The organism is Actinoplanes teichomyceticus ATCC 31121, from assembly GCF_003711105.1.
GTDB classification, from domain to species: Bacteria; Actinomycetota; Actinomycetes; order Mycobacteriales; family Micromonosporaceae; genus Actinoplanes; species Actinoplanes teichomyceticus.
Window position 1 is genome coordinate 1,467,125 of the sequence record NZ_CP023865.1, and the last position, 21,920, is coordinate 1,489,044.

Annotated in this window: 16 protein-coding genes; 9 read left to right on the forward strand and 7 right to left on the reverse strand. The window is 69.6% G+C overall.

Going from position 1 to position 21,920, the window contains the following annotated elements; all coding sequences use genetic code 11:
- Position 1 precedes the first annotated feature (1 nt).
- The 4 genes from ACTEI_RS36800 to ACTEI_RS06760 are packed head-to-tail and all read right to left on the reverse strand — an operon-like array spanning position 2 to position 5,521.
- Positions 2–3,073 (reverse strand): coiled-coil domain-containing protein, encoded by a 3,072-nt coding sequence (locus tag ACTEI_RS36800; protein ID WP_164465866.1) that lies wholly within the window; start codon positions 3,071–3,073, stop codon positions 2–4.
- Positions 3,070–3,699, reverse strand: coding sequence for a hypothetical protein (locus tag ACTEI_RS06755; RefSeq protein ID WP_122976851.1), 630 nt, complete (start codon positions 3,697–3,699; stop codon positions 3,070–3,072). Before ACTEI_RS06755 ends, ACTEI_RS36800 begins: the two co-directional genes overlap by 4 nt.
- Positions 3,696–4,253 (reverse strand): hypothetical protein, encoded by a 558-nt coding sequence (locus tag ACTEI_RS36805; RefSeq protein WP_145830812.1) that lies wholly within the window; start codon positions 4,251–4,253, stop codon positions 3,696–3,698. The genes ACTEI_RS06755 and ACTEI_RS36805 overlap by 4 nt, the downstream gene beginning before the upstream one ends.
- Entirely contained in the window at positions 4,250–5,521 is a 1,272-nt protein-coding gene (locus ACTEI_RS06760; RefSeq protein WP_122976852.1) for a DNA repair protein RecN, read from the reverse strand. Before ACTEI_RS06760 ends, ACTEI_RS36805 begins: the two co-directional genes overlap by 4 nt.
- 1,002 nt (positions 5,522–6,523) lie before the next feature.
- On the opposite strand from ACTEI_RS06760, the gene ACTEI_RS06765 reads away from it, so the two are divergent.
- The 7 genes from ACTEI_RS06765 to ACTEI_RS06800 all read left to right on the forward strand — a co-directional run bounded on the left by ACTEI_RS06765 (position 6,524) and on the right by ACTEI_RS06800 (position 15,069).
- Complete coding sequence (locus ACTEI_RS06765) at positions 6,524–6,892, forward strand: PadR family transcriptional regulator (RefSeq protein ID WP_122981960.1); 369 nt, start codon at positions 6,524–6,526, stop codon at positions 6,890–6,892.
- On the forward strand, positions 6,889–8,250 hold the full coding sequence (locus ACTEI_RS06770) for a permease prefix domain 1-containing protein (RefSeq protein ID WP_122976853.1): 1,362 nt from the start codon (positions 6,889–6,891) through the stop codon (positions 8,248–8,250). Before ACTEI_RS06765 ends, ACTEI_RS06770 begins: the two co-directional genes overlap by 4 nt.
- 222 nt (positions 8,251–8,472) lie before the next feature.
- A complete protein-coding gene (locus ACTEI_RS06775; protein ID WP_145830813.1) occupies positions 8,473–8,910 on the forward strand; it encodes a hypothetical protein in 438 nt (145 codons plus the stop codon).
- A gap of 137 nt (positions 8,911–9,047) precedes the next feature.
- A complete protein-coding gene (locus ACTEI_RS06780) occupies positions 9,048–12,488 on the forward strand; it encodes an NB-ARC domain-containing protein (protein ID WP_122976855.1) in 3,441 nt (1,146 codons plus the stop codon).
- 458 nt (positions 12,489–12,946) lie between these two features.
- Positions 12,947–13,441 carry a hypothetical protein gene (locus tag ACTEI_RS06790; RefSeq protein WP_164465868.1) on the forward strand — a complete coding sequence of 165 codons (495 nt, stop codon included), beginning with the start codon at positions 12,947–12,949 and terminating at the stop codon, positions 13,439–13,441.
- A gap of 9 nt (positions 13,442–13,450) precedes the next feature.
- Positions 13,451–13,753 carry a YbaB/EbfC family nucleoid-associated protein gene (locus tag ACTEI_RS06795; RefSeq protein WP_122976858.1) on the forward strand — a complete coding sequence of 101 codons (303 nt, stop codon included), beginning with the start codon at positions 13,451–13,453 and terminating at the stop codon, positions 13,751–13,753.
- Between the two features lie 2 nt (positions 13,754–13,755).
- On the forward strand, positions 13,756–15,069 hold the full coding sequence (locus ACTEI_RS06800) for a hypothetical protein (RefSeq protein ID WP_122976859.1): 1,314 nt from the start codon (positions 13,756–13,758) through the stop codon (positions 15,067–15,069).
- A 235-nt stretch (positions 15,070–15,304) separates the two neighbouring features.
- On the opposite strand, the gene ACTEI_RS06805 is transcribed toward ACTEI_RS06800, so the two are convergent.
- Complete coding sequence (locus ACTEI_RS06805) at positions 15,305–16,162, reverse strand: LPXTG cell wall anchor domain-containing protein (RefSeq protein WP_164465869.1); 858 nt, start codon at positions 16,160–16,162, stop codon at positions 15,305–15,307.
- Positions 16,163–16,401: 239 nt separating this feature from the next.
- The gene (locus ACTEI_RS06810; protein WP_122976860.1) at positions 16,402–17,619 is read right to left on the reverse strand and encodes a cytochrome P450; all 1,218 of its coding nucleotides are present in this window, start codon (positions 17,617–17,619) and stop codon (positions 16,402–16,404) included.
- A 199-nt stretch (positions 17,620–17,818) separates the two neighbouring features.
- Here ACTEI_RS06810 and ACTEI_RS06815 point away from each other — a divergent pair, with 199 nt between their 5' ends.
- Positions 17,819–19,138, forward strand: a complete 1,320-nt coding sequence (locus tag ACTEI_RS06815) for a hypothetical protein (protein ID WP_122976861.1) — start codon at positions 17,819–17,821, stop codon at positions 19,136–19,138.
- A gap of 94 nt (positions 19,139–19,232) precedes the next feature.
- Here ACTEI_RS06815 and ACTEI_RS06820 read toward each other — a convergent pair whose 3' ends face one another.
- Positions 19,233–20,660, reverse strand: a complete 1,428-nt coding sequence (locus ACTEI_RS06820; RefSeq protein WP_122981962.1) for a sugar porter family MFS transporter — start codon at positions 20,658–20,660, stop codon at positions 19,233–19,235.
- A 456-nt stretch (positions 20,661–21,116) separates the two neighbouring features.
- Between ACTEI_RS06820 and ACTEI_RS06825 the strand changes: the two genes are divergently transcribed.
- Positions 21,117–21,875 carry a dienelactone hydrolase family protein gene (locus tag ACTEI_RS06825; RefSeq protein ID WP_122976862.1) on the forward strand — a complete coding sequence of 253 codons (759 nt, stop codon included), beginning with the start codon at positions 21,117–21,119 and terminating at the stop codon, positions 21,873–21,875.
- Positions 21,876–21,920 lie beyond the last annotated feature (45 nt).

The window sequence follows — 21,920 nt, forward strand, 5'->3', positions numbered from 1 at the left end:
GTCAGACAAGACCGCGACCTGCTCTGATCCAGTCGGCGGTGAGTTCCACTCGCGTCGATGACGGATCGAATCCCCATACGCGGGTCGGCATATTGTAGTGGTCGGTAGCGCTGGCGTGGGTAAACCACAAGAGCTCTCCGCAGACTTCGGCCGCATCGACCAGAACGCTGTCCTGGCAGGTTCCCAGGATGGTGATCCCCTGCCGTTCCGCCACGGCGCGAAGGGCGCCGAGCACGTCCTTCCGGTTGACCTCGCCGAGGCTGTTTCCAAGCTCATCGAGCACTAGCACGCGACCGTGGGAATCAGCGTCGGACAGCACAGCCGCCAGGACCAGTTGGACGGCCAGAACCTTGACCTGGGCCCCGTTGGCCACTTCACGGTATGAGACAAGATCGCCGCTGGGCGATCGGCGCCATCGGGGAACGACCTCCCATCTCCAGGTTCCGGCGCCGTTCGGGCGGATGCTCGTGAAGTGAACCTCCGCGCCGAATCCACCTCGCTGGCGGTCGAGCGTGTCAAACGCTTCGCTGATCCGCCCGAGGTTGCCCTCGATCTGGCTCTCGATCATGTCCTGAAGTATCTCGAGACGGTCGGCGGCGTCGGCAACCTCGCGGCGCAGGGCGTCGAGCGCTTCAGCACGAACGGCTCGGACCTCAACCACGCGTGCCTTGATGACCTGGTCATTGTCCGCATGGCTATCTATCGTGTCGCTCAATGGACCGGCGACATGCTCCAGCAAGACCATCGGTAGCGCGCTGGGATCCTGATCGGCAAATGCCGCACGAAGGTCGGTCGCGCGGCGCAGCTCTCCGGTGACCGGGATTCCCTCATCGTCTTCACCATAGAGCCGCAGCGCCTTGTCGAGTGCCTCGCGTGAGAGCCGGTACAGGGACGCCGGCTTCAGCGCCATCTCCACGGCGTCCTCGGCACCTTCACTACGTTGCCTCGCCGACTCGAGAAGTTGGTGCCAGGTGACGACCTGGAGCCTTTCCCTTGCCCGTTTCTTCTCAGCCAAACGGTCTTGATGGTCTTTCTCTGTGTCCGTAGCCTCTCTGAGGTGTAATTGTGCGATCTCGAGGTCCTTGGCATGGCTTTGGGCTAGTCCGTTGGCCGTCCTCCACTCGCTTTCGCACCGCATCTCGATCATGGACGCTTCCGCTGTCTCAGCGTCGATCTCTGCGATCAGAGTGTTGAGCCCGGTCTCCTCCTGACCCACCTCAACTAGCCGGGCGGCGGCGGTAGCTGCCTCGTGATCACGCTTGGCGAGGGCTAGCCGAGCGTCAGCAACGGAAACCGCCGCCTCCGCCTCGGAAAGGCGTTGCCGGGCGCCGCTGACGTCGTTTCGGGCGGTACGCACGAGGGTGTCGCGTCCGGTCACCGGCTCGACGAATCCACCGAGTACGCCCAGGCCGAGTTCGTCATCGCGCACATGGGCGGGCTTGTCCGAGTAGTGAAAGCGCTCGCCGAGTGCCGAAAGAAATTGACCTAGCGGTGCGCGGCTGCGAACGCCGGGAGGCATGTATCCGTGGAAGTCCGATGCGTCAGCAACTACGATCGTGGCGCCCGGAACACCGGCGAGCGCCTTACGTGCACGTGTCTCGAGGGCTGGCTCGACTACAACCGCGTGGCGCCATGGCCACAGTCTCGGCTCCCACTGCGCCCGAGCGTCCTCGTCGATATCGAGGCCGTCAAACAAGCCAGACGCGGGAATGGGGGAGTCGAGATTCCACAAGATGTCCATCGCCCGGCCGGCGTGTCCCCAACGGCCGCTCTCGGCTCGGGCAAGCTCGTCGAGGCCTACCGTAACGGCAGCTTCGGCTGCCGCCCGGGTCGCCCGAGCGGCGGCCTGTTGCAACTCGGCGTCTATGACCGCAAGATGTGCGTCGTCGACGAGGGCGCCGCTCCACCCGTCGAGCTTCGGCGAGAGAATCCTCCGCTCCTCCGCCAGGGTCGCGACACGGCCGGCGCATCCGGCGCGTCGCGTCCTCAGAGCTTCGGCCACCGTTCTCGCGTTCTGCCACTTCTCGTGGGCCTTGCGTTCCGCGTCCGCGACGTCAGTCTTCTCGCGCAGCCGTCGGAAAACCCCCTCCGCCTTTGAAAGTTTTTCCTTGGCCTCACGGAGAAGGTCCGCGCGCTCCCGGATCAGAGTTTCGCTATGGTTATCCTCGTCACGGACCTCCTGGCATCGACGCTCTAGGTAGAGCCACCAGTAACGGCGGGCCCGTCGGAGTTCCTCCCCGGCCCTCTCTCGCGCATTGACGCCGGCGAGGTCGGCTTCCTCGTCGATCGTGGCACGGGCGTGCTTCTCCTCCGCTTCTTGGAGGTCACGACGATTGCTGAGCGTCCTTCCCCGCTGCTGCTCCTCTTCGTCCATGAGCTTCTTGAGCCCGGAAAGACTGATCAGCGAGTCGCCGATGTCGTGCGGCTCCATCTCGGTCATCTGCTGGCTCAGCAGTGACGGGACGCTCGGCCGCAGCGGCGTATCCAGATACGTCAGGCATCGCGGGGCGGCGCCGTAGAGCTCCTCGCCCATACGCTTGGCCGAGATCGCGCTGGCCGGGCTGAGTGCATTCCAGAGCGAATCGGCCTGGAGATCCCGCTCCGGGTCGGTCTCGGCGTCCGCAATATGGAGGCCGCCGGTCCATCGAGCCTGAACATATGGAGTAGAACTGGCCACACGCACCCAGACGGTGAGGCAGGTACCGGCGACGTCCTCAGATTCCGCGAAGACGCCGACGATGTATCCGTACGGGGCGGCAGGGATCTGTTGTGCCCGGCCGACGCCCGCTGCGTCCGGCTTGAAAAGGATGCCGCTGGCGAAACGGCCGCCGTTGACGTCGAGACGCCACTGCGGATCAGCGAGCAGGATCGACGCGGCGGACAGGAAGCTGGTCTTGCCGGAACCATTCGAGTCGTTCCGTGGCCCGACGCCGGAGACCGCTATAAAGGTGTTCGGCACGATCGGCACCGCATGGGTGGTGAGCCGAGCGATGTCAAATGTCTGCAGGGCCAGCAACTGCCGTCGGCCTACGATGCCCCGGCCTGTCGGCGTGGATGACTGCGGCTCGGTCACGGATACTCCTGTGGCGTTGGAACGGATCGGGCATGGCGACGTCGACGGATCTGCTGGGCAAGTCCGCCCATCGGCTCGGCCAGCAGGATGAGTTCTTCGAAGATCCGTTCAGAGGCGGCCTTCGTCAGCCGATTGAACTGGGGACCCGGCGCGATTCCGCGCGAACTACGAGCGACGATCCGTGCGTCGCTGAGCCGCTGCAGCGCGGCATCGATGACCCGCTCCTTCAGCCTTGAACCGCTGAGCAGCGCACGGGCGATCGGCTCAGCCTGCGTCCACTCGAAGCCGGCCGCGGCCGGACGCTCCGCACGCGGAATCGCTACCGCGAACAACACGACCAACGTAAGAACGGCACGGTCGTCCGCCGGCAAAATTCCGATACCTTCCTCGGCGAAGCGGGAAACCACCGCGTCGTCGTACCCGGACAGATAGCCTGCCTCGGTTCTGAGCAGCACTCGGCCGGCCTGTGCCAGCATCTGCTCCACGACCAGCCGGAGCGGGGCCTCGGCCAAGGCTCGGAAGGCGTGGTGGGGAACGGGCCGCTCCGCGGTCTCGACCGCCGTGACGGCGGCTACCACCTCGGCCCGCCGCTGAGCCGGCAAATCGTCGAGCGGGGATCCAGTCATGTTCGCTCCTCGGGTCGACCCGGCAGGACGTGATGTTCACGCCGCAGCTCCGCAACCTCTGCCGGCGTCCACAGGGCGACCGCTGGGCCCAGACGAACGACTCCGTCGCCGGCATCGGGTTGTAAGAATGCGCAGGCGCGCAGCACGCGCAGCGCCGACTTGCGGGCACGGTATCTGCCGTTCCTGCTGCTCTCTTCCGGCTCGGCCGACGGCGTCTCCAGTCCCTCGAGGGCCGTGAGCACCTGCTCTTCGGTAGCAGCGACACCGGGATATGGCGGCGCATCGGGATCCGGCCAGCAGGAGCGCAGGCAGGCCGCGAGTACCAGTTGGACCGTCGAGGTGGCTGACCGAGAGGCCTCCGAGAGAACCACCGGCTCATGACCGTCGGGCCAGCTGAGAACGACTGCCGCAGACCCGTCCGGTAGAGACACGTCCACCAAGCCGCGTCCCGCGAGCAAGGCCGCGTCGCGCAATGCATCCCGCTCTGTTCGGTCTAGTGGCTGAGGCAGGATTCTCAAGGCTCGGAGCTTTGCCAATTCGTAGGCGGCGCTCACCCCCTGTCACCTCTCTTCAGAGGCGAGCTCTCCGAATGCGGTGGCGTCGTTCCGTCGGTTCGTCGAAGCGTCATGGGGGTGGCGTAGCTGACTGGGCCAGGTGGGTCGACGAGCACGGCGTTCGAGAGCGTGACCTCCAACGGAATCTCGGGATCCGCGTGAGCGACCAAGGCGTTCACTACGACCTGCACGGCGCCGGCCCACGTGGCGTGGGTCATTCCGGACAGTTCGGCTTCGCGAGCGCCCTGTAGCAGAAGCTGAATCGCGTACCACCGGCGTTCACGAAGAGCTGCGGCACGCTGCCGAGCCAGTTCCACCGGATCGACCCCGGTCGGCGTCTCCGCGGGTCTGGGCGGTCGCCGGCGGGCTGGTGCCGGACGGTATTCCCGGACGGTCGCGATGATTTCGTGAGGCTGGATCAGAAGAGTCGGAGGATCGAAGGCGGTGCTCGCGAACACCTCCGCAAGGTCTCCGAGAAAAGACCGCAGGGCCGCGGTTCGGTATTGCTCCGGCAGCAGCATCGAGAAGTCACGGGTTGCCTTGGCTCGCTCAAACAGCCGATCAAGGAACTCGTTGACGGCGGCGGAATAGCCCAGCGCGTCGGCGATCAGTAGCCTCCCGGCGTGCGACATCCGGGGAAAACGCTCGGAGGCCAGCTGGACGATACCGCGCGCGTCCTCCAGCAATTGGTCACCGGCGCGGTGATGGCGCCGTTCTGCGATCAGCTGCTCGAACTCGCGGCTACGCACGAGATGGCGAAGATGATCGGCGTTGATGGAGAGTTCGCGTCGCGCTTTGATCAACATACGTTCAACCGCGGCCTCGTCGGCGTCGCCCTCCTCCAGTGCGTCGCGGATCCGGCCCAGGAGCATCGCGATCTCCTGGACGCCTCCAACCTCGCTCAGGCGATCGAAGACCAGAAGGGCGGCGCTGCTCGTCGGATTGAAGAGGTACCTGTGCTCGTGCGGCTTGTCGCGTGACCGCTGCAACAGTCCCATCTCGACGAATAGGTGGAACCGGGAATCGAACACTTGGAGGGGAACGACCTCGGCGCACGATGCCGCCAGTTGCGCTCGCGTCATACCATCTGACGATCCTGAATCACCGAACGCCGCATAAACCGCTTCGGCGACCCTCAGGGTGGCGGGGTCCTTACTGACTGCCCCGCTGTCGGACGCGATCGGCGCCACGAAAGCCGACAGGCGCTCAACCAGGCCCGAATAATCGCCGTCATCGCCGGAGAAGAGATCCGGCCCGCTACCTTGCACAGATGCCCCCGCGTTGACTACTCAGTCGCCATCGACCGGGATTCGGCGGAAACCTTATCCGGCAGCGTCACTCTTGAATCTAGAAACTGTGGCGCTTGATGTCGAATTGCCCCCTTGTGCTCTGGCGAATTCACCCGAATGCGCGACGTTAAGTCGCCGGTCATTCTTGCCGTAATGCTATGAGAATTCTCATAAGATAAGAAAGCTGACGAAAAGGCCAAATGCTCCCTAATCGCACCAAGGAGGCGACTGTTGGTGAGCCGTGCCGTCGCCGATCAATTCCTCATGAACGAACCGCCCTCGGCTCCGCCGGGATCTCGGGTCCGGCCGGTCCTCGGCGAGTTCGCCGGGGCGAGCCCGCCGGCCGGTTCCGGGCGGGCGTCACCGGTTGCAGCGCCGTCGGTCTATCCGGTGAACTGTGGATGACAGTGGGGTGGTTCGCATGGTGCATCATTCGGCCCGCCACCGGGTTGATCGACGACGTAGCGCAGTTTGCCCGGGTCCTTGATGCGGGGAGATTTCGGCTTCGGGATGATCGGTCCGGTGCCGCGCTGGCGGCGTGTCCGACGGAAGGTTTCGCTGCTGTGGCCTTTGTCGGCCAGCAGGGTGGCGGAACGTCCGCCGATCGCCGACCGGGCCGGCCGGCGGGCGGCCGTCGAGCAGGTCGAGAGCGCGGCTGATGTCGGGCACGTGCGCGCCACTGGTCAGTACGTAGCTCGGGTGCCGTTACCGTCGCAACTCGGTGGTGCTTCGAGCCCGGCTCACCCTTCCACTTCCTCGGTGTGTTCGAGCGCCTCGTCGCCGTGCTCCTTGACGATCTCGGCCCGCCGGTCCGGCGCTCGCCGTCCGAGATGGACTTGCGGCCGCTGAGATCCGGCTCACCGGACGGCCACTCTCCCGCGCCGGCTGGTCCTGACCCGTGACGGCGGGGCGGCGCCGTTGTGCCGACCGATACCTAGATCTACGATGCATTCCACTTCTAGGTATCCGAAGGAGGTGCCGGTGCGGGTCACCAAGGACCTCGTCGCCGCCTCGGCCATGCCGATCGTGCTGGGCATCCTGGCCGAGGGTGACAGTTACGGCTACGCCATCCTGCGCCGCATCAGCGAGCTGTCCGCCGGGGAGCTGGACTGGACCGAGGGCTTCCTGTACCCCCTGCTGCACCGGCTCGAGCGGCTCGGCCATGTCGAGTCGAGCTGGGCGGCGACCGGCGGGCGCCGGCGCAAGTACTACCGCATCACCGAGCAGGGCCTGGCCCAGCTGTCCGAGCAGCACCGCCAGTGGCAGACGGTGGTGGACGCGCTCAAGCAGATCTGGCCCAGCGCCGGCGACTTACGGCCGCTGACTTTCCCCCAGGAGGGCAACGCGTGACAGTGACCAACGGTCCGGACGAGCTGGAGGCGCAGTTCACCCAGTGGCGCCGGTACGTACGCCGCCGCCCGGAGCTGCGAGCGTCCGACGCCGACGAGCTCGAGGACCACCTCCGCGACTCGGTCGACGAGCTCGTCGCCATCGGCCTGCGTTCCGACGAGGCGTTCCTCATCGCGGTCAAACGCATGGGCGGCCTCGACGAACTGTCCCGCGAGTTCGCCCGGGAACATTCCGAACGGCTGTGGAAGCAGCTGATGTTCACCGACGACACCGGGAAGAGCCGGTCGCAGCCTGACCTGATCGCGATGCTGGTCTGCGCGGCCGGCGCCGCCCTCTCGATCAAGGCGCCGGAGCTGTTCGGCAAGCGGTTCAACGGCGACGGGACGTTCTATTCCACCAATCTCGCGCTGTTCGCGTTCCCCTGGCTGGCGGCCTTCCTGCTGTGGCGCCGACAGGCCGGCGCCCGGCTGTGCGGGGTGCTGCTGGCGCTGTTCACGCTCGGGGCCGTGGGGGCGAACGTCTACCCCGTCGCCGACGAATCGCAGTCGGTCGGTCTCACCGCGACCCACCTGCCCATCGCCCTGTGGTTCGTGGTCGGTCTCGCCTATGCGTCCGACGATCTGCGCTCGTCACGGCGGCGCATGGACTTCATCCGGTTCAGCGGCGAGTGGTTCGTCTACCTGGTGCTGATCGCCCTCGGCGGCGGGGTGCTGATCGCCTTCCTGTCCGGGACGTTCGACGCCATCGGCATCGGGTCGGACGAGTTCGTCTGGAACTGGCTGCTGCCCTGCGGCCTGGTGGCCGCAACCGTCGTCGCCGGGTGGCTCGTCGAGGCGAAACAGGGGGTCATCGAGAACATCGCGCCGGTGCTGACCCGGCTGTTCACCCCGCTGTTCGCCGTGGTGCTGCTGGCCTTCCTGGTCACCGTGGGCTGGAACGGCAGCGGTATCGAGGTCAACCGGGAGACGCTGGTGCTGTTCGACCTCCTGCTGGCGGTGGTGCTGGGGCTGCTGCTGTACTCGATGTCGGCCCGCGACCCGCTGGCCCCGCGCGGCACGTTCGACATCCTGCAACTCGCCCTCGTGGCGAGCGCGCTGCTCATCGACGCGCTGGTGCTGTTCACCATGACCGGCCGCATCGCGGAGTACGGCACCACCCCGAACAACGTGGCGGCGCTCGGGGAGAACATCGTGCTGCTGGCCAATCTCACCTGGACCGCCTGGCTCCTGCTGGGCTTCGTACGCCGGCGGCGCGCCTTCGCCGTGATCGAACGCTGGCAGACCGCCTACCTGCCGGTGTACGCCGGCTGGATGTGGGCCGTCGTGCTGTTGCTGCCTCCGGTCTTCGGTTATCGGTGACCCTGCCGGTCCGGGACAGCGCGAGCGGGGTCCGGATCACGTGCGCCCCGAGCCGCCGTCCGCTGTGGACCGCGGTGGCGCCGGGCCGCCCGGCTCCGGCGCCGAGGTGACCGTGCGGGACGCGCCTCTCCTGCGCACGGCCGGGCCGCCGGCCCGGTGGCCGGATATGGACAGGCGCGGATACGCTGGGCGCCGGTAGCGCCGACGGAGTGGGTGGTGTACATGGTTGCCGAATGGTTGATGACCCTGGCCGCCACCGGCGGCTCCGCGCTGGTGGGCGCCGCCGCGACCAGTGCCTGGGAGGCGGCCCGCGCCGGGATCGCCGGCCTGTTCGGGCGCGCCGGCGCCCGCCGCGCGGAGCTGGTGGGACAGTGGGCGGACGAGACCGCGGCCGCGCTGGCGCAGGCGCCGGCCGACCAGCTCGCCGTGGTGCGCGACCAGTCGGCGCGAGCCTGGCAGCAGCGGCTGGTGGACCTGGTCCGGGAGTACCCGGAGGTCGTCGATGAGCTGCGCTCGTGGGTCGAGCAGACGAAGCGCGACCTCCCGGAGCCCCGGCAGGGCTGGGTCAACACGTTCGTCGCCCGGGACAACGCCACGCAGTACAACGCGCCCGGCGGATCGATCGTCGTGAACAACACGGATGGCGGGACGGCCGATTGATCGAGGGTCGCGCCGTCTGATGGAGTGCAGGGCATGTCGGCATGTGGCAGGCCACGTCGGTCCCGTGAGGACAGCGCGACGATCGCGGCGCGTCCGGACCCGGTGGCGATGATCGGCGACTCCAGCCGGCGACCGCCGTGGTGACGGACCCGGCCGGCGCCGCGCCGCGAGACTCGGCGGACACGTCGTTCGTCGCGCAGACGCGCGGGCACCAGTACAACGCGCCCGGCGGCTCGGTGGTGGTCAACAATTACGGCGCCGGCCGGGGCGCCCGCGTCGCCGTTCCGTGGATGCTGCCGGAGCTGGGTGGCCGCCGGCCGATCGACCGGCCGGATCTGACCAGGAGGATGCTGGACTTCCTCAGCGACGGGTCCGGCGCGACGATCGGTGTGACCACCGCGTTGCACGGCGCCGGCGGATTCGGCAAGACCACCCTTGCCTCGTACGTCTGCTCCCGGCCCGAGCTGCGCCGGCTGTTCCCCGGTGGTCTTCTCTGGCTCACCGTCGGCCAGGAGAAGTCCGGGCCCGAGCTGGCCAGCATGATCAACGATCTGTGTGTCCACCTCACCGGCGAGCGCCCGTCCTTCACCGATCCGATGCAGGTCGGCTACTACCTCGGCAGTCTCCTGGACGAGCGGGAACCGACCCTTCTCGTCGTCGACGACGTGTGGACCGAGGACCAGCTCCGCCCCCTCCTGATCGGCGGCGAGCGCTGCACCCGCCTGGTCACCACCCGAGTGCCCGCGGTCATCGGGGACGACGCCCGGTTCATCCGCGTCGACCAGATGGAGCAGCAGGAGTCGGCGGCGCTGCTCGATGCCGGCCTGCACGGCGTCAGCCACGGCCAGCGGCGCAGGTTGCTCGAGCTCACCGGACGTTGGCCGCTGCTGTTGGCGCTGGTCAACGGCGCGTTGCGGCGTACCGTCCGGGACGGCGGGGACATGCGTGACGCCGCCCAGGACATGATCGATCGCCTGTCGCAGTACGGGCCGGCGTCGCTCGACGTCCGCGTCGTCGACCGGCGGGACCGGGCGGTCGACACGACGGTGCAGGCCAGCATGGCGTTGCTCGGTGACCGCGACCGTGAGCGCTATCAGGAGCTCGCGATCTTCGCCGAGGACGTGGACATCCCGTTCGAGATGGTGGCCCGGCTGTGGCGGGCGACCGGCGGGTACGCCGACGGCGACGTGATCCGGGTGATGGACGATCTCGCCGACCTCTCGCTGCTGGCGGCGTACCGGCGGAATCCCCGGTCCCTGCGGCTGCACGACGTCCTGCGGCAATATCTGCGCCACCTCTGCGGCGCGGATCTCCTCGCCCGGCTGAACGACACGTTCCTCGCCGCCAACCTCAGCGCGCTGGGCGCGGCCGCGGACCCGCCCTCGTGGTGGGCGCTCCCCGCTGATCAGGACTACCTGTGGCGCAACGTGCCCTATCACATCGCCGAGAGCGGGCGCACCGGCCAGCTGGAGAACCTGCTCACCGATCTGCGCTGGGTCGCCGAGAAGAGCTGGCGATACGACATGGCGGCGGTGGAGGCGGATCTCTCCCGCGCGGACTCGCCGACGATCGTGAACCTGAAGGCCGCCCTCGCCCGCGAGTCCCATGTGCTGAGGCGGATCACCCCCAAGGACTCGTATCCCGGCGTGATCATGAGCCGGCTGGAGAAGACCGCGGCGATCAGCGCCGTCGTCGACCGGTACCGGAGAAATCTCGACCCGCCGGCGGAACGTATCGAGAATTTCTGGCCCCTGCCGGACCAGAGCGCCGCGCTGGTGCGGGTCTTCACCGAGAACGCGAACCCGATGCACGGCTGCCTGTTCTCCCCGGATGCCGCCCAGGTCATCACGGTCGGCGGGGGCGGTTCGGTCACCGTCTGGAGCCGGGAGACCGGGCAGCGGCTCTTCGATCTCGCCGGCCACACCGACACCGTCACCGGATGTGCCCTGTCGCCCGACGGTCTCACGCTCGTCACCAGCAGCGCGGACGGCACCGTGCGGGTGTGGGACCTGCTCAGCCGCAAGCCGCGCACGCTGCTGACCGGGCACGACGGGGCGGTCAACGGTTGTGCGCTCACCGCTGACGGCTCGACGCTGCTCACCTTCGGCGACGACGGATCCGCGCGCACCTGGGACACCACCACCTGGGAACAGCGGGTGGTCTTCGGCCGGCACGGCTGCCGCGTGCTGGCGGGCGCGCTGTCCCCGGACGGCTCGTGGGCGCTGACCGCCAGCTCCGACGGGCGGGTACGGAAGTGGTGCACCGGCACCGGCGAGCAGCATGACGCGGTCAGCGCGCACATCGGCAGGGCCACCGCGTGCGACATCGCGCCCGACGGCACCTGGTTCGCCACCGGCGGCGACGACACCGTGATCCGGATCTGGGACGCGGCCACGATGCGGTACCGCCACGACCTCACCGGACACCGGGCCCGGGTCGGCGCGGTCGCCATCTGCGGCACCGGCAAACTGCTCGCCAGCGCCGGGGACGACCAGACCGTCCGGGTGCACGAGACCTCGTACTGGTCCACCCGGACCATCCTGCGCGGGCACAGCTGGTACGTGACGGCTTGCCGGTTCAGCGCGGACGGGCAGTGGCTGCTCTCGTCCGGCTGGGACCGGTCCGCGCGCCTCTGGCGAGCCGACCAGACGGTGGAGGACGTGGTCGAGCCCGCGGCGCGGCGCCGGACGACCGCCTGTGCCGCATCCGCCAGGAGCGGCGACCCGGCCACGCCCCGGCTGGTGACCGGCGGGCGGGACGGCGAGATCAACGTCTGGCAGCTCAGCGAGAACACGCATGCCGTGCTCGGACGATGCGGCGGGACGGTGCGCGGGGTCGACGTCGCCGCCGACGGAACGCTGGCGGTGAGCTGCAGCACCGACGGGGCGGTTCGGGTCTGGGACGTCGCCACGGGCGCCGAGCACCTGCTGGAGGACCCGGGCGGCACGCAGTTCGAGCGGTGCCGGATCTCGCCCGACAAGCGCCTTGTCGCGGCCGCCTCCCAGGACGGCACCATCTCGGTCTGGTCATGGCCGGCACGCAGACTGGAGCACATCCTCGCCAGGCACGACGGATGGGCCGCCGATTGCTCGTTCAGCCCGGACGGCCGGCTGCTCGCCTCCACCGGGTGGGATCGGACCGTCCGCCTGTGGAACCTCGCGTCCGGCCGCCAGGAGGTTCTGCTGAACGGCCATGACTGCGCCGTCTACTGCTGCGCCTTCTCGGCCGGCGGAACCGAGCTGATCACCGGGGGAGACGACGGCAAGGTCCGCGTCTGGTCCACCACGAGCGGAACGCGGCTCGCGGTGCTCGAAGCGCATGAGGGTGCGGTGCGTGCCTGCGCCGTGAGCCGCGACCGGAACCTCATCCTCACCGGTGGGGACGACGGTTCGGTGCGGCTGTGGCACAAGCAGGGTTACCGGAACGTGGCCTCCATGCGCATCTCGAGTCCGGTCTCCGACGTCTGCTGGGCGGACATCGCCGGGGAGCGCTGCCTCTCGGTGGTCGGGGACGCCGGGGTGCACCTGTTCCGGGTCCGTGAGGCGCCGGGGCCCCGGGTCGGCGTCCGCCGGCCCTGACGTCCGCCCGGGTCGGCGCCCGCCGGCTCTGACGTCCGCCCGGGTCGGCCTCCGCGGGCTTCTCGGCGGCGGATCGGCTTCGTCTCGGCGGGACGTGAACCGGGGCGGGGCTGACGGCGTTGACATCCGTAGATGGAGCGGCGGACTTGACGGGAGCATGTCGTGGCACAGGACCGTTGGCAGCCGGATGCGGACGTGTACTCGCCGGATCGGTCGGTGCGTCTGCGCGCCGACCGATCCGGGCAGCTCCACGTCGACCTGCGGGACCTGCACCGGCACACGGAGGAATCCCTCGCCGGGCAGGTGCGCGCCGCCGCCCGGGTGGCGTTGGCGACGTTGCAGGTTGAGCCGGGCGCTGCCGACCGGCCTGACCGTCGTCACGGGGGCCGGCGGTGATCCGGCCGCGTCCGGCGCTGATCGCCGGGCTTGCCGCGGTCACCCTTTCCGTGGGTGCTCTCGTGGGGTGGGTCGTCCTGGGGCGCGACGCGTCACCGTGGGTCCCGACCTGTACCGATCTCACCCCACGGTTGCGGACCGAGCTGGGTGGTGAGTGGACGGTGACCGACCCGGACGGCGACCGGGACAGGTTCCACTCCTCCTCGACATGCACGATCTCCTTCGTCACGGCCGACCAGAGGTACACCGGTGGCATCGACCTGTTCACCATCGGTGCGCCTGACCCGGATGCCGCACGTCACGACGTGGACAGCTACCGGTGCGGGGGGACCGACGTACAGGTCGATCTACCGCGGGGCTACCACGCGTTTCGGATCTGCTCCGCGACGACCAGCATGCGGACACTCGTCTCGGTGTACGCGGCCAAGGGTGACCGGCGGGTCACCGCTTCCGTGACGGTCAATCTGCGTGACGACGTGCGGGCCGCGACGACGTACGCCCGGGACCTGAGCCGTCTGGCCGCCGACCGGGCGCTGACCATGGCGCGGCCGGAGTAGGAGAGGCCGATGGCGAGGCTGGACCGGTATCACCAGGCCGTCGAGAACATCCGGGCCACCGGCCGGTCACCCGGCGAGACGGTGACCGTCACCCGCGACCCGGACGGCGAGCTCGACGTGTGGATCCGCCCGGGCACGCTGCGCCGGTTGACCGGCGACCAGATCGCCGCGGAGATCCGCGCGGCGCTGCTCGCCGCGGTGGCCGACCACCGGCGCCAGTTCATCGGCGTACGGACCAGGCACTTCGGTTCGCCGCTGTTCGTCACCCCCTTCACCCCGCCCGAGCCGCTGTCCACCCGACCCAGGGAGTGATCATGACGCAGCCGGGAACGCTGCGCGTCGAGATCCGGGCGCTGGCCGCCTACGGCACCGAGCGCTACGAGGACGCCGTCACCTGCGGCGCGATCCGTCGCTTCCTCGATCACGTCGGCGCCGTTCCGGTCGGCGCCTGGGGAACCCTGCCGGACGTCTCGGCCAAACTCGCCCGGGACTGGCGGACGGCCCTGGACCGTCGGATCGACGAGGCGCTCGCCGCCCGCGACGAGATGGACCGGCTCGCCGACGTGCTGCTGCAGATCGGCGCGGACATCCAGGGCACCGACATCGTCAACGCCACCAGCTTCGACGTGGTGAACCAGGACCTCGGCCCGTACCTGGCGGCGGTGGACGGCTACCACACCCGGGTCCGGGCCCGGCCCGGCGGCGCCGGCATCGCCGGCGTCCCGCACAACCGGCACGAGCCGTACGAGCGACCCGCCGTGGTGATCCCGCCGGAGAACACCCGGCTGGCGGTCGTGGGCAACGAGGTCCTGCCGAGCACCCGCGTCGTGGAGGAGCCCCTCTCCCTCGGCACGGGCACCGGCGACGACCTGACCGTCGCCGGCGGCCGGACGACCTACTACGACAACGGCGGCGGCGACGCCCTCGACCAGTTCGTCCAGCGGTACCGGGGCAACCTGCTGCTGCTGGAAGCGATGCTCGTCGAGATCGGCACCGACCAGCGGATGCCGCTGTCCGATCTGATGATGAATGCCTGGTCCAGCTCGCCCGAGGTCATCCGCAACCGCGCCGACCTGCTGCACTCGGTCGCCAACACGTACCAGGCGGTGCGCGCCGACATGGAGGAGGAGACCAAGAACCTGGCCCGCTACTGGAACGGGGTCTCCGCCGACGCGTTCACCCAGCACGCCCAGAGCCGCAGCACCTGGATCGGGCAGCTCCAGGCGCAGGCGTCGTGGCTCGCCGAGGAGGGCAAGAAGGCCGCGACCATGCTGGAAGGGCTGCGCAACGCGTACGCGGTCGCCGGCTACGAGCGCATCGACAGCCTGCTGGAGGCCATGCAGGACTACGCGACCCGGGTACGCGGTCTGTTCACGCCGTGCTCCAGGGCCGAGGACAAATTGGCCGATGTGGCCGACGCTTTCATCAACTTTCTGGTCGAATCCGAGAAACGCGCGATCGGTGAGCTCGCCGAGCTGATCAAGATCGACGAGCAGGAGCGCAAGGAACGGCCCGACCTCGGCACCCGTAGCCACGACGCCGTGCGACCGCCGGCCCCGGCAGTGGGCGTCACCGTCTGGACCGACCGCGCCGGCTGGTCGCCGAACCCGGAACGGCCCGCCGTCTGAGTCGCCACCGGCGCGGTCCGGCGCCCCGCGGCCGGCTCCCACCGGCACGGCCCGGCGCCCCGCGGCCGGCTACCAGCGGCGCGGCCCGGCGCCCCGCGGCCGGCTGCCCCGCGGCGCGGGAAGGTCGCCGCTTCCGGTCGTGTTGTTCAGACCCGTACCGGTGATCAGCTGACCGGCAGCGGCGGGTGCACGACAGGCCGCACCCCGGTGCGGCCTGTCGTGTGCGACGGCTTCGTCACGGTACGAAACGGGTGCGCCGCCGGGCGACGAGCAGGCCGAGCGCACCGGCGGCCAGCAGCACGCCGCCGAGACCGGCGATGACCGCGGTGTTGGAGCCGGTCACCGGCAGGCCGCCGTCACCCGCCCCGGTGCCGCCGTCACCGGTCCCGCCGGCACCGGCGCCGGCCGAGGGCGACGTGGGGGCGGGCGACGTGGGCGCCGGCGACGCCGAGGTGGGGCCGCTGGTGGGCCGGGTGGGCGTCGCGCTCGGGGTCACCAGCTTCACGTAGGCGAAGCCGACACGGCTGGTCTCCGTCGGGATCGTCAGCTCCTGCGGCGCGAGGCCGAGGGTGTCGCCGGTGCCCCGTACCGGCGTGCTGCCCTGACCGGAATATTGGGCGGCGAGCTTCTCGATGCCGCCGCTCTTGTCGGCGAAGCTCGTCGGGAACCACTGGAAGACGATCGCCGGGAGTTTGGCGGCCGGGTCGGCCGCGGCGACCTGGAAGGACGTCAGGGCGTACGTACGCCGGTCGGCGGCCAGCTCCGCATCGATCTCACACCAGGCGCCCTCGACGTTGGAGTCGGTGTAGTAGAGGCAGTTCGAGAAGGTGCGCGGCAGGTTGACGTCGTCGTACGTCCGGATGTTGACGATCACGCCCGGTGCCGGTGCGCTGCCGACGTTGGCGACGCCGAGCACCACCGGGACCGTCTCGCCCGGACGGATCGGATGGGTGGTCACCTTCCCGGCCGCGTTCCGCTCCGACAGCGCGGCGAAGAGGGGCTCCTCGTCCGCGGCCCGGGCGGTGGAGGGCACCGCCAGGGCCATGGCGGTCAGGGCCGCGGCGCCGAGCGTACGCATAATCGTCTTCTTCATGGGGCTCCCCGTCGATGTCCGAGCGGGTGATCATACGGAATCCCGTTGACCGCGAGCGCCGCCGGTCTGACGTCCGGATGAACGCCGCCCGAACAGCCGCGGCATGTCGGCGAGTTCCGCCCATGGTGGAGCGACGGTGGCCGGAGTTGGCTGGTGAGCTGCGGTTCCGCCGCGCGGCCCGGCACGCCGCGCCACCAGACGGGGGCGCGGCGTGCCGGGCCCGGCCGGTGGCCGGGTGATCAGAAGGTGACCGGCAGGGTCGCCAGTCGATGGCCGATCGGCGCGGTCGGCAGCCGGTCCGGGGTCCGGTAGGCCGGCCGCAGATCGGGGCAGCGGTCGAGCAGGATTCGCAGGCACTCGTCGGTCTCCATCCGGGCCAGCGCGGCGCCCAGGCAGTAGTAGGTGCCCATGCCGAAGCTGAGATGCCGGTTGCGCTGCCGGGTGATGTCGAAGACGTCCGGGTCGTCGAAGACCTCCGGGTCGCGGTTGGCGGCCATCAGGGCGAGGTAGACGTGCTTCCCGGCGGGCACCGGGTGCCCGGCCAGCTCGACCGGGGCGGTGGTGACCCGGCCGATCACGCCCGCCGGGCCGTCGCAGCGCAGCATCTCCTCGACGGCCTGCGGCATCAGGTCCGGGTTCGCCCGGAGCCGGGCCAGCTGGTCCGGGTTCTCGAAGAGCAGGACGAGACCGTTGGCGATCAGGTTCGCGGTGGTCTCGTGGCCGGCGAAGAGCAGCAGCACGCAGTTGGCCACCGCCTCGTCCTCGGTGAGCACGCCCTCGGCCTCGGCGGCGATGAACGTGCTCAGCACGTCCGCGCGCGGGCTGCGGCGGCGCTCGGCGGCGAGGGGCCGCAGGTAGTCGTGCATCTCCAGCATGCTGCGCTGTGCCTGGCGCAGCTGCGTCAGGTCGCCGTCGCCGAAGATCGGCACGATGTCGCGCGACCACGCCTGCAGCTGCTCGCGGTCACCGACCGGCATCCCGAGCAGCTCGGCGATCACGTTGGCCGGCAGCGGGTACGCCAGGTCGCGCACCACGTCCATCTGGCCTTTGCGGGCCACGGTGTCGAGCAGCTCGTGGGTGAACGCGCGCACCCGGGGGCGCAGCCGGTCCACCATCGCGGGCGTGAAGTACCGCTTCAGCAGCTGCTGGAAGCGGGCGTGGTCGGCCGGGACGGTGTGTCCCATCCACATCTCGATCGACCGGCGGACCGGGGCCAGTTCGCGCTGCTCCTCGGGGGTCAGGCGCTGCAGGACGCGCGCCATGTTGGCGGTGTCCATCCGTTTGTCGCGCAGCGCGGCGTTGACGTCCGCGTACCGGGTCAGCAGATAGGCGTCGAGCTGTGGCAGCCAGGCGAGCGGGCTCTCGGCGCGGACCCGGTGCAGAAAGCCGTCCGGGTCCGTCATCGCCTCGGGGGTGAACAGGTCATATTCCCGTACTGTCGCGGCGTTGTCGCTCATGGTCACGATTCTGGCGGAGGTCGGGGGCGGTTTCCCGTGCCCGATTCGGCGGTGGGCGGCAAGACGCAGCTCAGCGCCGGGACGGCCGGTGGCCGGGGGACGGGCGATCGGGGCGCGGGGTGCTGATCGAGGGTCGTACACTGCCAATCCGCGGCGCTGGGGGAGCGTCGCGTCACCCCTCGATCGGAGATTTTCGCGCATGAAGCGCTTTCTGGCCGGCTCGCTCGCCGGCGTCACCGCCCTGACCCTCACCGTCGGGTGCGCCAAGCAGCTCCAGCAGCTGGAGCCCAAGCTGGAGATCAAAAAGGCGGCTGAGGCCCTGGGCGCGACCGGCAGGGCCGGGTTCACGCTCAAGGCCGGCGGCAGCGTCGACGACCTGATCGCGCTGGCGAAGAAGGAGTCCGGCACCGGTGAGGACGCCTTCACCGACGAGGACGCCGACATCCTGCGCAAGATCTACAACTCCTCGTTCACCATCGCCTGGGACAAGGCGGGCGACGGCGTCGCCGACGACAAGGCCGTGATCAACGCCACCATCGACGGCGTCACCGGGGCCGAGCTGCGGGTGGTCGACGAGACCGCCTACCTGAAGGTGCCGGTCGGCGAGCTGGCCACGAAGTTCGGCGCGTCCAAGGCCGACATCGACTCCATCCGGCAGGAGATGGGCTCCGCGATCGACGGCATCGGCACCCTGATCGACGGGGGCTGGATCGCGATCGCCGCGGCCGACCTGAAGAAGCTCAGCGAGAGCGCGACCGGCGTCACCCCGAGCGCCAGCCCGAGCGTCGACCCGCAGCAGAGCGAGCAGCTCGCCGCGGAGCTGAAGACCAGCGCGGAGAACCTGATGCAGGGCGCCGAGGTGGTCCGGGACGAGAAGGACAAGACCCACCTGGTCGTCACCACGTCGACGGTGAAGGCGTACGAGGAGGGCAAGCGGCTGGTCGGGGCGCTGCAGAAGGTGGCCGGTGAGTCGGCGTCCGGCGCGCTCGACAAGGCGCTCGGCTCCGAGCTGGACAAGGCGCCCGCGGACAAGCCGATCGTCATGGACCTGTGGGTCGACAACGGCACGTTCAAGGCGTTCGAGATCAACCTGCTGCAGTTCGCCGACGGGGCCACCGGCCGGGCGAGCCTGCGGGTGGAGCTGTCCACCGGCATCGACATCACCGCTCCCGCCGACGCCAAGAAGCTCGACCTGAGCAAGATCGTCGAGGCGATCGGCGGGTCCGGGCTCGGGGCCGCCACCCAGACCAGCAGCCTCACCGGCGGCGGCCTCGGTGGCGGCGAGGCCAAGACCTGGGCCGAGCTGGTCGGCTCCCAGGCCGTGCTGCTCGCCCTCACCGAGGGCGGCAAGCCGGCGGCGTACCTGAGCAAGGCCGCCGCCAAGATGGCGATCCCCGGCGTGACCGTGAAGGTGGTCCGCAGCGGCGTCGCCCAGGTCACCTCGGGCAGCAGCGTGGCCTGCGTGACCGTCCCGGCCAAGAGCACGGGCGAGCCCAAGGTCGTCGGGCGCGCCTGCTGATCCCTGCGCCCGGACAGAGCCCGGCCCGCCGATCTGCGGCGGGCCGGGCTCTGTCGTCTACGGACGCGGCCGGCGTGACCGCGCGGGCACCGGTTCAGCGCGCGGCGAAGTCAGCCGGCCGGAACCGCCCGCCGGCCAGGTGCTCCTCGATCCGTTCGAGACTGTGCCCGGTCAGCTCGGGCATCCTCCGGTACAGGAACACGAACGCGAGGATGTTGAACAGCGCGTACATCCAGAAGGTCTGACCCGTGCCGATCGTCCGCATGGTGCTCAGCAGGGTCAGGGTGATCAGCACGTTCGTGCCCCACAGCGACGCCGACTGCGCCGCGGCGCCCGCCGCCCGGGTGGCCAGCGGGTAGATCTCCGAGCCGGTCAGCCACCCCATGAGCTGGATCCCGCCGGCGGTGAACGCCATGAAGGCGACGAGGGTGGCGACGATCCACGGCACCATGGACTTGCCGTCGTTGCCGGTGACGAAGAACCAGCCGAGCACCAGGAGCGCGAGCGCGGAGAACGGCAGGGTCAGCAGGGTCAGCCGGCGCCGCCCCACGCGGTCGATGACGGCCAGGCCGACGAGCTGCGCGATGAGGTACGTCAGGCCCAGAGCCACCGAGACGCGCAGCGCGGTCGAGTCGGAGAAGCCGTTGTCGGTGAGGATGGTGGGCGTGTAATACACGATCATCTCGATGCCGGACAGCTGGGTGAAGATGGCCAGCCCGCAGCCGACGAGCAGCGCCGGACGTACCCAGGCCGCCCTGAGCCCGCTCCATCCGCGCGTGTCGGCCTCCTTCTCGGCGCGCACGTTGTCCTGGATCTCGTCGAGTTCGGCGGTCAGGTCGCCGTCTGGGTGGCGCACCCGGGCCAGCGCCTCGCGGGCACGGTCGGCGTGGCCCTCCCGGGCGAGCCAGCGCGGACTCTCCGGCAGCCGCAGCATCAGGGCGAACATCACCGCGGCCGGGAGCGCGGCCAGGCCGATCGCGATGCGCCAGTGGATCATCTGGGCCGCGCCGACGACGGTCGCGATGACGATGCCGACGCCGATCGCGATCTGGAAGAAGAGCACCAGACGGCCGCGGTAGGCGGTCGGCGCGAGCTCGGCGACGTACACCGGGGCGGTCTGCGTGGCGCCGCCCACGGCGAAGCCCAGCACGAGGCGGCTGGCGGACAGGGTGACCGGATCCGGCGACAGCGACGCCGCGACCGTCCCGGCGACGAAGACGATGCCGATGAGCAGCAGCGTGCCGTGCCGGCCCCGGCGCTCGGCCAACCGGCTGCAGGTGAGCGCGCCGATGACGGCGCCCACCAGGATCGATGCCGCGATCACCTGTTCCCACACGTGGCCGATGGCGAAGTCGTCACCGATCTGCAGCAGGGCGCCGGAGATGATGCCGGTGTCGTAGCCGTAGAGCAGGCCGGAGACGGCCGAGACCAGGGCGACCACGATGATCGATCCGGTCAGCCGCTGGTCCGGCGGCGGCGGTGACAGCTGTGGTGCGTGTCGGTTCCGGTCGACCTGGCTCATGGTGACCTCCCGTGCCGGCATGAGCGGACAGCGGCCGACGGGATTCCCCGGGATGACCCCGGCTAACGCATGAGTACGCGCCTTCGGTCACCGCGGTGTCGCGCCCGTGTCCCGGCGCTGGGTGGCGCCGCCCGCCGGGTGGCGCCGCCCGCCGCGGTCATGGCGGCCCGGAACCGGCTGCCCGTTCAGGCATCCGCGACTACTCGGGTTGGTGTGGGCGTTGAGCAAGTCACGGAGAGCTGTGACTGTGGATCTCCGTTGGCGAAGCTGAGCGCGTTAGGTGGCGATGTCGATCTCGATGGCAGCGTCATCGGTTGAGCCGAGCCGCGGTAGTTGAAACGGGGTGTGGGTAGTGGGAACCGTGGCGAGGAGATGAACGGGCGGCGGCCACCACCGTCGCCGGCCCGACTGAAAATTGACTCGCCGGGTCAGCGGGATTGTCGATGTAATTCCTCCATGCGTATCACTGCAGGAACCGTCGCCGACGGCATCCGTGAACAGCTCTTCACTGTCGGCGACATCCCTGGAGTGCTCTGGACGCCCGCCGCAGGCTCCGGTCCCCGTCCACTGGTCTTGATCGGGCACGGCGGCGGCCAGCACAAGAAGGGATGGGAGGTCGTCTCCCGAGCCTTCCCGTACGTCACTGCTTGCGGCTTTGCGGTCGCCGCGATCGACGCGCCAGGTACTGGTGACAGGCCGGAGCATCCGGAGATCCGGCGGCTCGTTGCGCTGATCGACGAACGAAAGGCTGCGGGCGAGCCCTTCGGACCCGCGCTGCCCGCCCTCTACGAAACCGTGGCGGCAGAACTCATCCCCAACTGGCAGACCACCCTGGACGCGTTGCAGAAACTGGACTCCGTCGGCGACAGCCAGCCCGTCGGGTACTACGGCCTGTCCGCTGCCGGGGAGTCGGGCATCCGCCTTGTCGCGGCCGAACCCCGGATCACTGCTGCGGTCCTCGGCCTCATGGCATGCGACTGGCTCCTGGACACCGCAGCGCGGATCACGATCCCCGTCGAGTACCTTCTGCAGTGGGACGATGAAGGCAATCCGCGGGACTCAGTCATGAAGCTGTTCGACGCACTCGGCTCCGCCGAGAAGACCTTGCACGCCAACCCCGGTGGCCATTTCCGGATCCCGCCTTTCGAAATCGACAGCTCGATCCGATTCTTCGCTAGGCACCTGGGCGGCGCTGGCGTACCGAGCAGTTCCTGACACCGCAGGAGCCCGCGCCGCCGCGCGGTCAGCCGCTACGTGATG

Excerpts from the sequence above, each read along its gene's own strand:
- ACTEI_RS06755 (WP_122976851.1), bottom strand. The coding sequence starts at position 3,699 with ATGACTGGATCCCCGCTCGACGATTTGCCGGCTCAGCGGCGGGCCGAG.
- ACTEI_RS06775 (WP_145830813.1), top strand. The coding sequence starts at position 8,473 with ATGGTTGCCGAATGGTTGATGACCCTGGCCGCCACCGGCGGCTCCGCG.
- ACTEI_RS06795 (WP_122976858.1), top strand. The coding sequence starts at position 13,451 with ATGGCGAGGCTGGACCGGTATCACCAGGCCGTCGAGAACATCCGGGCC.
- ACTEI_RS06800 (WP_122976859.1), top strand. The coding sequence starts at position 13,756 with ATGACGCAGCCGGGAACGCTGCGCGTCGAGATCCGGGCGCTGGCCGCC.
- ACTEI_RS06805 (WP_164465869.1), bottom strand. The coding sequence starts at position 16,162 with ATGAAGAAGACGATTATGCGTACGCTCGGCGCCGCGGCCCTGACCGCC.
- ACTEI_RS06810 (WP_122976860.1), bottom strand. The coding sequence starts at position 17,619 with ATGAGCGACAACGCCGCGACAGTACGGGAATATGACCTGTTCACCCCC.
- ACTEI_RS06815 (WP_122976861.1), top strand. The coding sequence starts at position 17,819 with ATGAAGCGCTTTCTGGCCGGCTCGCTCGCCGGCGTCACCGCCCTGACC.
- ACTEI_RS06820 (WP_122981962.1), bottom strand. The coding sequence starts at position 20,660 with ATGAGCCAGGTCGACCGGAACCGACACGCACCACAGCTGTCACCGCCG.
- ACTEI_RS06825 (WP_122976862.1), top strand. The coding sequence starts at position 21,117 with ATGCGTATCACTGCAGGAACCGTCGCCGACGGCATCCGTGAACAGCTC.